This window comes from Blautia sp. OF03-13, assembly GCF_003460685.1.
In the GTDB taxonomy this organism is placed as follows: Bacteria; Bacillota; Clostridia; order Lachnospirales; family Lachnospiraceae; genus Fusicatenibacter; species Fusicatenibacter saccharivorans.
The window spans coordinates 165799-182067 of sequence record NZ_QTVR01000003.1 but is presented as its reverse complement, the minus strand read 5'-3'; the positions used below and the strand labels follow the sequence as shown (position 1 = coordinate 182067).

Below are 16269 nucleotides of genomic sequence, written 5' to 3'. Positions count from 1 at the left end.
GCTTTTTCTTTTTCAGGACTCCTGTCCTAAGATTTTAAAATAATGAACTCCCTGTCTGGACTCAATCTCATTGATCATCTCCGAGGCATCTCCCCGGTCTTCCGCGATATCCACGCTGATTGTCAGTGACGCCACGCCGTTTAACGGAATCGTCTGATGAATGGTCAGAATGTTTCCGTGAAACTCGGCGATAATCTTCAGCACATCGGAAAGCAGTCCCGGCTCATCGTCCATCTGCAGAATAAACGTAATCGTTTTTCCTTTTGCATTGTCATGAAAAGGAAGAATATCATCTTTGTATTTATAGAAAGAGCTTCTGCTGATTCCCGCTTTTTCCGTTGCCTGCTGCACGGTAAGCTCCTGCATATCCATCAACCGTTTGGCCTCGATGACCTTCAAAAGGACCTCGGGAACCGCTTTTTCTTTGATTACATAGTACTTTGTTTTTTCTTCTCTCATGGCAATCCTCTACCTTTATACTCTTTCCAGGAAATACATTTGTTTTCACAGGAAAGATCGTACCATATTCCGACACAATACGCAAGGAATTTTTTCGAATCGCTTTTCAGAAGCCAATGCTTCCGCCGCCGTGGCTGTTTCCGCTTGACGAAGTGTGAACGGTGCTTCCACCGCCACCTCCGCCGCCAGAAACGCCTCCGCCGTGGTTTCCATCATCCTTCTGGATTTTGTGCATCGATACATGACGGTCGATCAGCGCATCCCTGCGGTCTCTAATGTTTACACGTTTCAGATCCGCATAGCTCTTTGCACCACGGTTTTTCTTTCGTCGATAGCTTTTCCAAATTCCAAAATAAACAAGAATTCCTGTCGCAGCAGCTGCGATAACAGCAATAAGAGCCTCCGTGCTGTTGATCTTACGGTAATGAATAATGGAACCATCTTCTGTAATCAGATAGTCCGCATCGGAAACGCCGCGGTCGAAGCATTCCTGCGTCATCGTAATCATTTTTGCAAAAGTTCCCGCATAGTCGCCGTCTTTCGCGTACCCCTGCGCCGCCTGCAGAATATCGTCAATTTCCGTGTCCGACATATAATACTGCATAATACCGGACGTCGAAATCACGATCTGGCGCTGTCCCATGTCGATGAGGAAGCAGACACCGTTTGGCTCTTTCGGATACTTTTTGTCATAAAAATCATCTGCAATCGCCTGACAGTCCTCGGAACCGCTGCTGCGCTCGGTCAGGATGACCATATGAATTTCCGTATTGTTCTCGAACTCCGCGCAGGATCTCTCGAGGTCCTGCTCCTCCGCATCAGAAAGAAGCGATGCATTGTCGTAGATATGCTGGGATTCGGCTTTTACGGTATTCACAGAAAAAATCCCGCACAGCAGAAGGGCCGCAAAAATCCCGAGCAGATATTGTCCTGCTTTTTTCATTCTTCTCATGCGAAATACCCTCCTATCAGCATCACAATCAGAACCAGAAGAGCACTCACAGCCGACGTCAGAAGGGCTCTCTTCCGCTCATAGGGAAAATCGCCGTTGATCGTTCCGGTCTGGCCGTTCATCGCATAGTAGTAAACCTTCCCGTCTTTTCCCGGATACGTCAGTGTCCAGACCGGAAACAGTACGTAACGCCAGTCCTCCCGCTTTGGAGAAAGCTTCATTTTCTCCTGCTCGAGGGAGAGATACTCGTTCGCCTCGTTCCGCATTGCGCCGCGCGCCATCGTCTCCAGTTCTTTTTTCAGTTCCGGTGCGATCTGCGCCTGTTCGATATCACGTTTTTCCGCCTGAAATCCGGAAAGATAGCCCATAGAAAACGGCTGCATCTCCTCCAGACGATAGGGCTGCACGCATTCGATCAGATCGCGGTCGGCCTTGTTCAGTGCATTGCGCGACAGACCGTCCACGCGGACCTCGCCCTCCCGGCGGACATCGTAGATGCTGGTCTCTTTGTACTCCACATCACCGGTCTGCCAGACTCTCACCTTCCGGCCGTGTGCTATGTAATCCGTCTCAAAGTCTCCGCCGTAAATCCAGTATGGGAAATAGACACCCGTCATCTTCTGTACCTGGTTTTTCTCGAAAAAGTCCTTCGGAATAAAGCGTTTCTTCCGCGCAAATGACAAAAATTTCTCGATTGCCTGCTCCTTGCTGATCTTAAACGGCAGCACGAAATCCGGCATATATTCTCCCGAGAGCCGGCCGGAAAGCACCACCGGGTTGTGGCAGTAGAAACAGTATGTCGCTGCCGTCGTCGCATCGGTCACAATCTCAGCGCCGCAGTTCGGACAGGTGTAGACAACTGCTTCGCCCTGCTCTGTTTCCCCTTTTGTTTCCTCCGTACTGCTTTCCTTCTGTGCATCGGATGCTTCCTGTGCACCGGCAGCATCGTCCTCCCCGTTCAGCGCTTCCGCTGCTTTCGGGTTCGCCTTTTCGGCTTCTTCCTGTGTAAACGAGGACAGGCAGTACTCGCATTTATACTTTCCGCTTGCCGGATCGAAGGTCAGATCGCCTCCGCAGTTCGGGCATTTGTATGTAATAACCTCCATATTCTATCCCTCCTTCCCCGGAGCCGCTGTTGTATTGGATGGTTATCTGTTTTCTTTTACTGTCTTGGTTTTCCGCAGTTCGAGCAGAACTTGCCGGTATTCTCCGTTCCGCATGCGCAGACCCATTTTCCTGCCGCTTCCGGTTTCGGGCTGCCACAGTTCGAACAGAATTTACCGCTGTTCTCGGTTCCACACTTGCCGCAGATCCACACCATCGGCTTTGCACTTCCGCAGTTTGAGCAGAAATTGCCGGTGTTCTCCGTTCCGCAGGAGCATTTCCATACGCCTTTTGCAGCTTCCTGCTGTGCCTTGGCTGCCGCCTGCTGCTGCATCTGCTGCTGATTCGAAGCGGACGCCGATGCAAACGAGGAACCGAAGGCATTCATGCCCATCTGAACACCCATAAAGCCGTTCATGGCTCCGTTTGGGTTGGCTGCTGCTTTCTCCATACTGCGTGCCATCGCTCCCTGTACATAGCCCTCACGGATCGATGGATCAGACATCATCGCACCTTCGTTGCGCATCTGGATCAGTTTCTGGGAAGCTTCATCGTAGGAAAGGCTTGCGATTGCCACGGACTGGATCTCCATGCCGCGCATTGCCCGCCAGCTCTCATCCATCGCATCTGCCATGTAACGGGACAGCTCGGCGCTCTTGGATGCTGCGAACGAAATGCGGATGCCGTCGGCTGCCATCTGATTGATCGAGGACTGCAGGCCCTCTAAAAATTCGTTCATATACTGCTCGTTGATATCCTCGATCTCTACGCGGGATGCGTTTCTCGGCACAGCCTCTGCGTAGAAGCGGAGCGGATCGACGATGCGGATGGAATAGGAACCGTGTGCCCGAAGGAACAGCTCGGCATTGTAGAACTGGTCGAAATAGTTGACCGGATTTCTCGTTCCGAATTTGATTCCCTTGATTTCCTGCAGATTAATATAGAAAACTCTCTGCTCATGCGGGGTCTGGCCGCCGAATTTCAGGCGCTCAAACGTATCTTTTACGGCTGCGTCAAGCGATCCGCTGAACATCGACGGAGACGATGACTGGTCTACGGTAAAGTAGCCCGGCTCTGCGGTGTAATCAATGATCTTTCCGCCGTCCACCAGCATCATAAACTGATTGTCATAGACATGGATCACAGAACCGTTTGAAATCGTCTGGCTTCCCTTTTTATTCTGGCCTTTTCTTACCAGAATTCCCTCTGTAAATACCGTATGTTCCCCCATCTCATACGGTTCCACGGTCTCCAGCCACTGATCGGCGAAACTGCCGTGTACTGCATTGACTGCTGCTCTGATAATACCCATACTTTTACCTCCTGTTTGCCTTTGGCTTCAAAACAGAAAGGAGCATTTCCGTCCTCTGTTGGTGAAAATGCTCCTTATTTTACTTGTCACTGTGCTCTGCCCACAGCCGAATTATGCTTCTTCCTCTTTCGCTCCGGTTCCGAGGGCAATCCACTTCAGATATGCGTTGATAAACAGATCAATTCCGCCGTCCATGACTGCATCGACGTTTCCGGTCTCTGCGTTGGTACGGTGGTCTTTGACCATGGTGTATGGCTGCATAACGTAAGAACGGATCTGGTTGCCCCAGCCGATCTCGGTTACTTCGCCGCGGATGTCGCTCAGCTTATCTGCCTGCTCCTGGAGTTTCAGCATATACAATTTTGCTTTCAGCATCTGCATTGCCTTGTCCTTGTTCTGGAACTGGGAACGCTCATTCTGGCACGTAACCACGATGCCGGTCGGCATATGCGTGATTCGGATCGCCGATGACGTCTTGTTGATGTGCTGTCCGCCGGCACCGCTGGAACGGTACGTATCGATACGAATATCCTCATCACGAACCTCAACATCGATCTCTTTGTCGATATCCGGCATAACATCGCACGATACGAACGATGTCTGGCGTTTTCCTGCCGCGTTGAACGGAGAAATACGGACGAGACGGTGAACGCCTTTTTCGGATTTCAGATAACCGTAAGCATTTTCGCCGTTGACCTGGAATGTCACGGACTTCACACCGGCCTCATCACCGTCCAGAAAGTCGAGTTCCTCGATCGTAAAGCCTTTGCGTTCTGCCCATCTGGTGTACATACGGTACAGCATGCCGCACCAGTCGCACGCCTCGGTTCCGCCTGCACCTGCGTTCAGTTTGATGATCGCATTGTCCTTGTCAAATTCGCCGGACAGCAGGGTTTTGATGCGGATGGCATCGAAGGATGCCTTGAACTCTTCCATCATTTCCGCGATTTCCGGAACAACGGAATCGTCATCCTCCTCCTGTCCCATCTCGATCAGAGTTTCCATATCTTCTTTGGCGGATACCAGTTTCTGATACGTATCTCTGTCCTCTTTCATGCTGCTCAGCTGTTTCATCTGCTCCTGCGCTTCTTCGGGGTTGTCCCAGAAATTGGGTTCCTCCATTTTACGCTCTAATTCTTCGATCCTCTGCTCTTTGTTAGCGAGGTCAAAGTGAATCCCTCACTTCCACTAATGGTTTATCGTATGTGCCAAGTTCCATTTTGAACTGGTCTAATTCAACTACCACAAGCTTCACCTGCTTTCTGTTTTATATTTTGTATGACACGCAGCTTCTGGTAGGGAAGCTGCGTGCTTTGTCAAACGGATCGTGCTCATCCGTCTCACTGCTGTTCTGCTTTTATCAAACCGGTTTTCTTCCGCAGCACTGTTTGTACTTCTTGCCGCTTCCGCACGGGCATGGATCGTTTGGATAGATCTTACGCTCTGCGCGCTGTACCGGTTTTCTCGGGCCGGACTCGTCTTTGTTGGTTCCGGTCACTTTGGCTACCTGCTCACGTTCTACTTTCTGCTCAACACGTACATGGAACAGGAGACGGACGGTATCCTGCTGGATGGACTCGAGCATTTCGTTAAACATGTCGTAAGCTGCCATCTTGTACTCAACCTTCGGGTCTCTCTGGCCGTATGCCTGCAGGCCGATACCCTCGCGGAGCTGATCCATATCATCGATATGATCCATCCACTTCTGGTCGATAACCTTCAGAAGAACGACACGCTCAAGCTCACGAATCTGCTCCTCCTCCGGGAATTCTGCTTCTTTCTCCTCGTAGAGTTTAACAGCTTCCTCTTTTAACTGCTGTTTCAGCTCGTTTTTGGAAATCTTCTCTACGCGCTCTTTTGTCACTGCCTTCACCGGCATGATGGAGAGCAACATCTCATTTAACTCGGTCAGATCCCACTCGGACTGCTCGGTGTTCTCGCCGATGCAGAGATCCACAGTATTGTCGATGGTGTCGGCAATCATCTTGAAGATGGTGTCTCTCATGCTCTCGCCGTCCAGAACGCGGCGTCTCTCTTTGTAGATGATCTCACGCTGCTCGTTGTTGACCTGGTCATAGTCGAGCAGGTTTTTACGGATTCCGTAGTTGTTGCCCTCGATCTTCTTCTGCGCTTTTTCGATGGCGGAAGAAAGCATCTTGTGCTCGATCTGCTCATTTTCCGGTACGCCGAGGGATTTGAAAATGCCCATCAGTTTTTCGGAACCGAAGAGTCTCATCAGATCGTCTTCCAGGGAAATGTAGAAACGGGACTCACCCGGGTCTCCCTGACGGCCGGAACGACCGCGGAGCTGATTGTCGATACGGCGGGACTCATGACGCTCGGTGCCGATGATCTTTAAGCCGCCGGCAGCTTTTGCCACATCATCCAGCTTGATATCGGTACCACGCCGGCCATGTTGGTCGCGATGGTAACGGCTCCTGCCTCACCGGCATGGGCTACGATTTCTGCCTCGAGCTCATGGAACTTCGCATTTAAGACCTGATGCGGAATTCCCTCGCGGCGCAGCATTTTGCTGATCAGCTCGGAAGTCTCGATGGTGATGGTACCAACCAGAACCGGCTGGTTCACGGCATGTGCCTCTTTGACTTCCTCTACGACTGCGTGGAATTTCTCTTTTTTCGTCATGTATACGGCATCGTCCATATCCACACGGATGACCGGGCGGTTGGTCGGGATCTCGATAACGTCCATGCCGTAGATGTCACGGAACTCCTGCTCCTCGGTGAGGGCAGTACCGGTCATGCCGGCTTTTTTCTCGTATTTGTTAAAGAAGTTCTGGAACGTGATGGTTGCCAGAGTCTTGCTCTCTCTTCTTACTTTTACGTGCTCTTTTGCCTCGATTGCCTGATGCAGACCATCGGAATAACGGCGGCCCGGCATGATACGGCCGGTGAACTCATCGACGATCAGAACCTCGTCGTCTTTGACTACATAGTCCTTGTCGCGGTGCATCAGATAATTGGCACGCAGCGCCAGGATCACGTTGTGCTGGATCTCCAGGTTCTCCGGATCGGAGAGGTTCTCAATATGGAAGAAGTTCTCGACTTTCTTCACACCGTCATCGGTCAGGGTAACGAATTTGTCCTTCTCGTTGACGATGAAGTCTCCGGTCTCCTCGATCTCCTCGCCCATGATCGCGGTCATCTTGGTCATCTCGCCGCTTGCCTCGCCGCGCTGCATCTGGTGTGCCAGAATATCTGCGGTCTCGTACAGCTTGGTGGATTTGCTGCTCTGTCCTGAAATAATCAGAGGTGTTCTTGCCTCGTCGATCAGGACGGAGTCGACCTCGTCGATGATACAGTAAGCAAGCTCTCTCTGTACGAGCTGCTCTTTGTAGATCACCATGTTGTCACGCAGGTAATCGAAACCAAGTTCGTTGTTGGTGATGTAGGTGATGTCGCATGCATACTGCTGGCGGCGCTCATCGTTCTTCATATCGTTCAGAACGACACCGACGGTCAAACCGAGGAATCTGTGGACTTTGCCCATCCACTCAGCATCTCGGTTTGCCAGGTAATCGTTGACGGTAACGATGTGGACACCGCGTCCGGTCAGTGCATTCAGGTAAGCCGGAAGGGTGGAAACGAGGGTTTTTCCTTCACCGGTTTTCATCTCGGCGATACGGCCCTGATGAAGGATAATACCACCGATCAGCTGTACGCGGTGGTGCTCCATACCGAGGGAACGTTTTGCTGCCTCGCGGACGGTTGCGAATGCTTCCGGGAGAATGGAATCCAGGGATTCGCCTCCGTTGTAGCGGTCTTTATATTCCTTTGTCTTGGCACGCAGCTCTTCATCGGTCAGCGCCTGCATGGTCGGGCGGAGAGCTTCGATTTTGTCTACGATTGGATAGATTCGTTTCAACTCGCGCTCACTGTGCGTACCAAAAAGTTTTTCTGTGAATTTCATAGAATGTTTGCTCCTGCTTTCTCTATTAATTGCCATATTAACATATGGTACTATTCTACCACTTCTGGCACAAGATAACAATGAATTTTTCGTAAACATTTGGTGCCGTTCCCCGGTTTTCCGCTGTTTTTACGGCTTTTCCCGGACTTTCCGGCCCTTTCCGCGAAAAAGTCACCCTGTTTCACAGCTTTTCTAAACTGGAAACAGGGTGACTGTTCATTCTTTATTTACTTTTCAGCACTCCGGCTCGATCAGACCGTAGGTGTTGTTCTTTCTCTTGTAAACGACGTTTACTTCGTCGGTCTCTGCATTGCGGAATACGAAGAAGGTGTGTCCAAGAAGTTCCATCTGTACGCAGGCATCTTCCGGATACATTGGTTTCATGCCGAATTTTTTCGTACGGATGATCTGGATGTCTTCGTCCTCCAGATAGTCATGCTCCAGATATTCTTTCTGGAAGTTTCCTGCTTCCTGCTGTTTGTCGGCAATTTTGTTTTTGTATTTGCGAAGCTGGCGTTCGATGACTTCCTCTACCAGATCGATGGATACGTACATATCGTTGCTTACCTGCTCGGAACGGATGATATTTCCTTTTACCGGAATGGTAACCTCAATTTTCTGTCTTTCTTTCTCTACACTTAAGGTTACAATGACATTTGTGTCAGGCGTAAAATATTTCTCCAGTTTGCCAAGTTTTTCATTGACCGCGGCTTTTAATCCCTCTGTCACGTCAATATTTTTTCCGCTGATGGTAATTTTCATTATGCCCAACCCCTTTGCTCTCAAATTTTACAGGTTTTTCACTTCCCCTGTAAGTATCTCTAATTATAGCAATAGTTGTCTTTATTTGCAATAGTATTTAGAAAATTCATGAATATTTTAGAGTTTTTTCTGTTACAGTTCACTTGCATCTTATTTTTGACAGATTTCATGCTCGCATGAAATCTGTCGAGAATAAGATACAAAGGGAGCGCCTGGTTATGAGCAAAAAGGAGCTGCGCAGCAGCGGAGAGCGCTGAAAGCGCGGTTTTGCGAATGGCGCGGGTGAACGTCCGTTTCCGCTTACCGGCGGCATACTGCCAGCACGTCTTCAAACTTCATTTTGCCGCCGAACAGATCCAGTGCGCTGCCAATTGTCACATCGACGTGGTTGTTTCCCAGTTTTTTGAGCAGCTCCAGGTCTTCAAAACTTCCCACGCCGCCGGCGTACGTCACCGGAAAATCTTTCATCTTCGCAAGCAGTTCCACCAGCTCCGTCTCAATGCCGGAAGCCTTTCCCTCGACATCCACGGCATGGATCAGGAACTCATCACAGTATTCTGACAGGTGATGCAGCAGTTCCTCTGTCACTTCTTCGTCCGTGAACTTCTGCCAGCGGTCCGTCACGATATAGTATTTTCCGTCCCGCTTCCGGCAGCTTAAATCCAGTGTCAGCCGCTGCTTTCCTACCGTCGTCACCAGCTTGTCCAGATTTTCATAGAACACATGGCCGTCGCGGAACACATACGAAGTCACAATCACATGGCTTGCCCCCGCTGTCAGAAACTCGCACGCATTCTCCGCATCAATGCCGCCTCCCACCTGCAGGCCGCCCGGGTACGTCGAGAGTGCCAGCAATGCCTGGCGCTTCGTCTCCTCGTAAAACTCGGTACCTTTCTTGTTCAGCAGAATCACATGGCCGCCCGTAATGCCCTGCTCTTCGTACAGCTGCGCATAGTACGACGCATCCTGCTCCGAGACAAAATTCTCGCTCGCCTGATTTCCCTGATCTTTCAGCGATCCCCCGACAATCTGTTTTACTTTTCCGTTATGAATATCAATACATGGTCGAAATCTCATTTTCCCCGTTTCCTTTCTTTTCTCTCCCCTTAAGTTTTCCACATTATATCAAAATCCGACCATTCTGTGTATAAATTCACCAAATTTTCATGGTTCTTTCATAGAAAAGAAAGAAGAACCTGCTTTTTCCACAGATTCTTCTTTCTTTTCCGGCTTGCCGCCGTTCTTTATTTATCGATGTCCTCAAAGGCCTCTTTCACTTTATCCATAAAGCCTTTTTTCTTCTTCGGCTGCTCTGCAGTTTCGCCGTTGGCTGCTTTTTCTTCTGCTGCCGGGCGGTTTCCGCAGGCTTCGTCGAAGGCGCGGAGGGCTTCTTTTGCTTTCTCATTCAGTTTCGTCGGAGTCTGGACTACGAGTGTTACGTAGTGATCACCGCGCACATTGCTGTTGCGAAGGGACGGAACACCTTTTCCCTTCAGACGGATCTTCGTATCGGTCTGGGTTCCCGGTTTTACAGTGTAGAGAACGTCTCCGTCAACGGTGCTGATCTTCACATCGCCGCCGAGTGCTGCCTGGGCAAACGTAATCGGTGCAGTGGAGAAAATGTTCATATCCTGTCTCTGGAAGATCGGATGACGGGTTACCTGAACCTCGACAATCAGATCTCCTCTCGGTCCGCCGTTTACACCCGGCTCACCTTTTTCACGGATCCGGATGCTCTGTCCATCGTCGATTCCGGCCGGAATGTTGACCTGAATGCGTTTTCTGCTGGATGTATAGCCCGTGCCGTGGCATGCGGTACATTTATCGCGAATGATCTTTCCGGTTCCGTTACAATCCGGACACGTTGTCACGTTTCTCACAGAGCCGAACATGGTCTGCTGTGTGTACGTAATCTGACCGGTTCCGTTACATTTGGAGCATGTCTCTGGTGAAGTTCCTGGTTTTGCGCCGGTTCCGTGGCACGTTGTACAGGTATCCTTCAGGTTGATCTCGAGCTCTTTCTGGCATCCGAAAACAGCTTCCTCAAACGTAATGTGGACAACAGCGCGGAGGTTTGCTCCCTTCATCGGTCCATTGTTTGCTCTTCTTCTGCTTCCGCCGCCACCAAACAGGTCGCCGAAAATATCGCCGAAGATATCACCCATATCTCCGCCGCCAAAGTCGAAGCCGCCGAATCCGCCGGCTCCTGCGCCGCCACCGCCGTTTTCAAATGCAGCGTGGCCAAACTGATCGTACTGACGCCGTTTGTCCGGATCACTCAGCACGCCATAGGCTTCTGTCGCCTCTTTAAATTTTGCCTCGGCCTCTTTGTCGCCCGGGTTCATATCCGGATGGTATTTCTTGGCCAGTTTACGGTATGCTTTTTTTAATGTTGCATCGTCCGCTCCGCGGTCTACGCCGAGGACCTCGTAATAATCTCTTTTTTCTGCCATTTATGTTCACCTTTTCATTTCTGTTCCACAAATTTCATCTTTGCAGAAATGTTTTTCCGCACGCTCCAGTATAGCACTTTTCCGAAAGCAATACCAGCATAAATACAGGGGGCGGAATGTATTTTCCGTCCCCTGCAAACATTCGCCTCACAGGGCTTTTTGCGTTTATTTACTTATTGTTTCAACTCACAGTCGGTATTTTCACGGAGTGTGACATGCTGAAAATTAAACCTCTTTGTAGTCAGCGTCTACGACATCGTCGTCATGGCCGCCTGCTGCTCCTGCATTTCCCATATCCGGGCCTGCACCAGCTGTTCCGGCACCAGCGCCTGCTGCGCCGCCCTGCTGCTCATACAGCTTTGCGAACAGTTTCTGAGCGCTTGTCATCAGTTTTTCCTGAGCTGCTTTCAGGTCAGCTACCTGTGCATCTGTCATCTCTTCCGGATTGCATTTTGCAATGAGGTCTTTCAGTGCGTTCAGGTCAGCTTCTACTGCTGTCTTATCGTTTGCATCCAGCTTGTCGCCGACTTCCTCGATTGCTTTCTCGGTCTGGAATACCATAGAGTCTGCATCGTTTCTTGCGTCGATTGCTTCTTTGCGTTTCTTATCCTGAGCTTCGAACTCAGCAGCTTCTTTGACTGCTTTGTCGATCTCGCTGTCGGACATATTAGAGCCTGCGGTGATGGTGATGTGCTGCTCTTTTCCTGTTCCCAGGTCTTTTGCAGATACATTTACGATACCGTTGGCATCGATATCAAAGGTAACCTCGATCTGCGGAACGCCTCTTCTTGCTGGCGGAATTCCATCCAGACGGAACTGGCCGAGGGATTTGTTGTCTTTCGCGAACTGACGCTCACCCTGTACTACGTTGATATCTACTGCTGTCTGGTTATCAGCTGCGGTGGAGAAGATCTGGCTTTTCTTGGTCGGGATTGTGGTGTTACGCTCGATCAGACGAGTTGCAATACCTCCCATCGTCTCGATGGACAGAGACAGCGGAGTTACATCCAGAAGAAGGATGTCGCCTGCGCCGGCATCTCCTGCAAGTTTACCGCCCTGTACGGAAGCACCAAGTGCTACGCACTCATCCGGGTTCAGGCTCTTGCTCGGCTCGTGTCCGGTCAGCTGTCTTACTTTATCCTGTACAGCCGGGATACGGGTAGATCCGCCTACCAGAAGGACTTTGGAAAGCTCGGATGCCTGAAGGCCTGCATCAGAAAGTGCTCTCTGTACCGGCTCTGCGGTTTTCTCTACCAGGTCGTGGGTCAGCTCATCGAATTTAGCCTTTGTCAGGTTCATATCGAGATGTTTCGGGCCATCTGCGGTTGCAGTGATGAACGGCAGGTTGATGTTGGTTGTAGTTGCGCTGGAAAGCTCTTTCTTTGCTTTCTCTGCTGCTTCTCTGATTCTCTGCAGAGCCATTTTATCATTGGAAAGATCTACGCCTTCCTGTTTCTTGAACTCAGCAAGGATATAATCTGTTACTTTCTGGTCGAAGTCATCGCCGCCAAGACGGTTGTTTCCTGCTGTGGAAAGAACTTCGATAACACCGTCACCGATTTCGATGATGGAAACATCGAAGGTACCGCCTCCAAGGTCGTATACCATGATCTTCTGCTCTTTCTCGTTATCCAGTCCGTATGCCAGAGCTGCTGCGGTAGGCTCGTTGATGATACGTTTTACATCAAGACCTGCGATTTTACCGGCATCTTTGGTTGCCTGACGCTGTGCGTCATTAAAGTAAGCCGGAACTGTGATAACTGCTTCTGTTACTTTCTCACCAAGGTAGTTCTCTGCATCACCTTTCAGTTTCTGAAGGATCATAGCGGAGATCTCCTGCGGAGAGTATTTCTTTCCTTCGATGTCTACTTTATAATCAGTACCCATCTCACGTTTGATGGAACGGATGGTTCTGTCTGCGTTTGTTACAGCCTGACGTTTTGCCGGCTCGCCGACCAGACGGTCACCTGTTTTTGTGAATGCTACGATAGATGGAGTTGTTCTTTCACCCTCTGCGTTTGCGATAACGGTTGGTTTTCCACCTTCCATAACGGCTACACAGCTGTTTGTTGTTCCTAAGTCAATACCAATAATTTTGCCCATTGTTGTTTCCTCCTCAATGAATTATGCTAAAAAATGGTTTAATTTCTATTTATTTATCTTCAAGCTTAGTTAGCCACCTTGACCATACTGTGACGGACTACGGAACCTTTGTACATGTAGCCCTTCAGGAACTCTTCTACGACGATGTTCTCGCCGGCTTCCTCATCCTCCACATGCATCACTGCGTTGTGCAGGTTCGGATCGAATTCCTTTCCAACGGCCTCGATCACGGTTACACCGAGTTCATCGAGTGCTGTGGTAAACTGTTTGTATACTTTATTCATGCCGTCTGCGAACGGATCTTCCTCCGGGTTTTCCACCGTTGCAAGTCCGCGCTCGAAGCTGTCAACAACCGGAAGAATCTTCTCGATGATGTCTTTTGCTCCAATGGCATACATATTTGTTTTTTCTTTTTCGGTGCGTTTGCGGAAGTTATCGAACTCTGCCATCTGACGGGTCAGGCGGTCAGTCAGCTCTTCGATTTTCTCATCTTTTTTATCTTTTTTCTTTTTGAAGAACTTTCGTTCTTTGCCATCCTCAGCAGTTTCTTCTGCAGCTTCCGCTTCTTTTGCCTCTGCTGCTTTCTTTGCTTCTTCCTGCTCCGCAGCCGGTTCGGTTTCCGGCAGATCGGTCTCTGCTCCGGTTTCTTTTTCCATCTCGCGTGTAGGTTCTTCCATGGTTTCCTCTTTCTTTCTATTTTCTTCGCTCACTGATCATTCCACCTTTCTACTCACCTGTGTCCGGCTTTTTGAAGACGGCGTCCAGTTGAACTTTTAATGTTTTCAGGTTATCTACCACATTTTCGTAATCCATCCGCTTTGGTCCCACGATACCGATTGTTCCGCGCATACCGTTTCCCATATCGTATGTGGTGGTGACCACGCTGCAGTCCCGTAAGGGTTCCATCGAAGATTCATTTCCGATGTATACCTGAATACCGGTATTTTCCTCTCCGTCCTGCTCCTCGGCAGCTCCTTTGATCATATCGACCAGTTTCTGCCGTTCCTCGAATGTGGAGATCAGCTGGCTGGCTTTGCTGCTGTCGGAAAGCTCAGGGTACTTGAAAATGTTGGTTGCGCCGCTGGTGTACACCGGCACATCTTCTTCGCTGACTGCGATGGCTTCCGCTACGGTATCGACCACTTTGCTGATGATGCCGGAGTGGATGCCTGCCTGCTCTTTCATCTTCTTGATCATGCCAAGATTGATTTCTTCAATGGTCAGGCCATTGAGTTGTGTGTTCAGAAGCAGGTTCAGCTTTAATATCTGTTCATCGTTGATGGTCTCGTCGAGGTCGATCATCTGGTTTTTCACCAGGTTGCCTTCTACGACGATGACGGCCAGGAGCTGCTCTTCATTGACTTTTGAGAGCTGGATGAATTTCACTTTATTTCTGTGATATTCCGGTCCTGTAATCAACGTTGCATAGTTGGTAGATGAAGCGAGGACTTTGACAACCTGCTGCAGAACTTTTTCCATTCGGTCTGTTTTTTCAATGACCATGTTTTTGATGTCTGCAACTTCCTGTTCTTTTTCCCGCATCAGCTCATCTACATAGAGGCGGTAGCCTTTATCGGAAGGAATGCGTCCTGCGGAAGTGTGGGGCTGTAAGATGTAACCCATCTCTTCCAGATCGGACATTTCATTCCGGATTGTGGCGGAGCTTAAATTCAAATCCGTGTATTTGGAAATCGTTCTTGAGCCGACCGGCTCGCCCGTTTCCAGATACGTCTGGATGATCGCTTTTAATATTTTTCTTTTTCTTTCATCCAATTCTGTATCCACTAAGATAAGCTCCTTCCTGTTGTATAGTCCTGTTAGCACTCGTTTTAGTGGAGTGCTAACATCTATGCTCTTAAGATAGCACTCTGCCTTTTGTTTGTCAACACCTTTTCCCGGTTTTTCTATGAAGAAATTGTGAAAAAAGTATAAACCGTTTTCTTTCTGAAAAGGAATCTGACTTTTCTTTTTTATTGCATTCTACTGTTTCAAAGGCGCTATAGCCGTATGGTAGGATTCTGCCATTTTGATACGACCATTTAGTAGCATTTTTTTCAGAGGTGATGAATCATGAAATATCAGAGACTGGAGGATCTGCGCACGGACCACGATCTGACGATCCGCCAGGTTGCCGACTATCTCGGCTGCAACCGCGATGTGTATACCCGATATGAAAAAGGCGTCCGGCAGCTGCCGATCTCCATTGCCATCCGTCTGGCGGAGCTGTATCAGGTCAGTCTGGATTATCTGGTCGGCATCAGCGATGAGAAGCGGCCGTATGGATCCTGACTTTCCGGTGTCTCCGCCGCAGCAAAAGCAGGAGGACAGTTTTTCTTTTCCCTGTCCTCCCTGTTTTGCTTTTTCGTTTACAGATTCTGCAGATATTCCATCATCCGCGTTTCGCTGAGTTTCCATCCGTCCGGCTCCCCGCAGAGATACAGCGTAAAATGCCCGCACGGGACTCCGTTTTCCAGGTGGATGCCGGTATACAGTTCTACAATGAGGAGTTCTTCTGCTTTTTCTTCATATATATTAGTGATCTGATAGATGCGCTCTCCCTTTTCGTCCACCGGCCATTCTTTCTTCAGCACATCCCTCAGACGGCTCTCCTGCCCCTGCGCTTCGCATTCTTCCTCCCGGCTGATCATTTTTTCAAACGCTTCCGGCGTCTCCATCCGTTCCACTATATTCTGGACAAAATCTTCTATTTCTATTCTTTCTGCTTTTCCCATTCGTTCCCCCATTTCTGCCGTACATATTTTTCTGTTTTCTGCACAGGCTGTCTTCACCCGCCGTTTCTCTCTCCCGCCCCATTCTTCAATTTGCGACCATATGATCTGATTTAACTTTGTCCATCCAACCGTTTGGTAGTATGGGTTTGAATCTGAAAGGATGGTACAACGTATGAAATACCAGAGAATTGAAGATATGCGGATCGATCAGGATCTCACCATCAAAGAGATTTCTGCCCTGCTCGAATGCAACCGCGACGTCTATTCCCGCTACGAAAAAGGAATCCGCGACATCCCGATCGACTATGTGATCCGGCTTGCACGGTTCTATGACTGCTCGGTCGACTATCTGCTGAGTGTCTCCAGTAAAAAGAGAAAATTCGGCGATTAATTTTTTTATTGTTGTCTTTTTTATTTTTGTGTTTTGCGTTTTGATACGACCGTTTGGTCGTATTTTATATT

14 protein-coding genes and 1 pseudogene are annotated in these 16269 nt (G+C 49.4%); 2 read left to right on the top strand and 13 right to left on the bottom strand.

Going from position 1 to position 16269, the window contains the following annotated elements; all coding sequences use genetic code 11:
* Positions 1-12: 12 nt before the first annotated feature.
* The 12 genes and pseudogenes from DXA55_RS03465 to hrcA form a co-directional block, all read right to left on the bottom strand.
* Entirely contained in the window at positions 13-459 is a 447-nt protein-coding gene (locus DXA55_RS03465; protein WP_022461318.1) for an ACT domain-containing protein, read from the bottom strand.
* A 106-nt stretch (positions 460-565) separates the two neighbouring features.
* Positions 566-1411 (bottom strand): TPM domain-containing protein, encoded by an 846-nt coding sequence (locus DXA55_RS03460; protein WP_117813033.1) that lies wholly within the window; start codon positions 1409-1411, stop codon positions 566-568.
* On the bottom strand, positions 1408-2517 hold the full coding sequence (locus DXA55_RS03455; RefSeq protein ID WP_117813032.1) for a TFIIB-type zinc ribbon-containing protein: 1110 nt from the start codon (positions 2515-2517) through the stop codon (positions 1408-1410). Before DXA55_RS03455 ends, DXA55_RS03460 begins: the two co-directional genes overlap by 4 nt.
* A 56-nt stretch (positions 2518-2573) precedes the next feature.
* Positions 2574-3827 carry an SPFH domain-containing protein gene (locus DXA55_RS03450; protein ID WP_117813031.1) on the bottom strand — a complete coding sequence of 418 codons (1254 nt, stop codon included), beginning with the start codon at positions 3825-3827 and terminating at the stop codon, positions 2574-2576.
* A 111-nt stretch (positions 3828-3938) separates the two neighbouring features.
* Positions 3939-5046, bottom strand: a protein-coding gene (gene prfB, locus DXA55_RS03445; RefSeq protein WP_117509617.1) for a peptide chain release factor 2 whose coding sequence is annotated in 2 segments (ribosomal slippage) — positions 3939-4994 and positions 4996-5046 — 1107 coding nt in all. Because the reading frame shifts where the segments join, the coding sequence is not laid out codon by codon here.
* 141 nt (positions 5047-5187) lie between these two features.
* A pseudogene (gene secA, locus DXA55_RS19145) lies at positions 5188-7757 on the bottom strand (preprotein translocase subunit SecA).
* Positions 7758-7991: 234 nt separating this feature from the next.
* Positions 7992-8519: a ribosome hibernation-promoting factor, HPF/YfiA family gene (gene hpf / locus DXA55_RS03435; RefSeq protein WP_055218411.1), complete on the bottom strand. Its 528-nt coding sequence runs from the start codon at positions 8517-8519 to the stop codon at positions 7992-7994.
* Between the two features lie 300 nt (positions 8520-8819).
* On the bottom strand, positions 8820-9596 hold the full coding sequence (gene hisA, locus DXA55_RS03430; protein ID WP_117813030.1) for a phosphoribosylformimino-5-aminoimidazole carboxamide ribotide isomerase: 777 nt from the start codon (positions 9594-9596) through the stop codon (positions 8820-8822).
* A gap of 167 nt (positions 9597-9763) precedes the next feature.
* On the bottom strand, positions 9764-10972 hold the full coding sequence (gene dnaJ, locus DXA55_RS03425) for a molecular chaperone DnaJ (RefSeq protein WP_117813029.1): 1209 nt from the start codon (positions 10970-10972) through the stop codon (positions 9764-9766).
* A gap of 225 nt (positions 10973-11197) precedes the next feature.
* On the bottom strand, positions 11198-13075 hold the full coding sequence (dnaK, locus tag DXA55_RS03420; RefSeq protein WP_055228293.1) for a molecular chaperone DnaK: 1878 nt from the start codon (positions 13073-13075) through the stop codon (positions 11198-11200).
* A gap of 65 nt (positions 13076-13140) precedes the next feature.
* Positions 13141-13752: a nucleotide exchange factor GrpE gene (gene grpE / locus DXA55_RS03415; protein WP_442857656.1), complete on the bottom strand. Its 612-nt coding sequence runs from the start codon at positions 13750-13752 to the stop codon at positions 13141-13143.
* A 49-nt stretch (positions 13753-13801) separates the two neighbouring features.
* Complete coding sequence (gene hrcA / locus DXA55_RS03410) at positions 13802-14860, bottom strand: heat-inducible transcriptional repressor HrcA (protein ID WP_022461073.1); 1059 nt, start codon at positions 14858-14860, stop codon at positions 13802-13804.
* Positions 14861-15145: 285 nt separating this feature from the next.
* Between hrcA and DXA55_RS03405 the strand changes: the two genes are divergently transcribed.
* The gene (locus DXA55_RS03405) at positions 15146-15364 is read left to right on the top strand and encodes a helix-turn-helix domain-containing protein (protein ID WP_055218403.1); all 219 of its coding nucleotides are present in this window, start codon (positions 15146-15148) and stop codon (positions 15362-15364) included.
* Positions 15365-15441: 77 nt separating this feature from the next.
* Here DXA55_RS03405 and DXA55_RS03400 read toward each other — a convergent pair whose 3' ends face one another.
* Positions 15442-15807, bottom strand: coding sequence for a hypothetical protein (locus tag DXA55_RS03400; RefSeq protein ID WP_022461735.1), 366 nt, complete (start codon positions 15805-15807; stop codon positions 15442-15444).
* 172 nt (positions 15808-15979) lie between these two features.
* Between DXA55_RS03400 and DXA55_RS03395 the strand changes: the two genes are divergently transcribed.
* Entirely contained in the window at positions 15980-16198 is a 219-nt protein-coding gene (locus tag DXA55_RS03395; RefSeq protein WP_055228291.1) for a helix-turn-helix domain-containing protein, read from the top strand.
* The last annotated feature ends 71 nt before the right edge of the window (positions 16199-16269 follow it).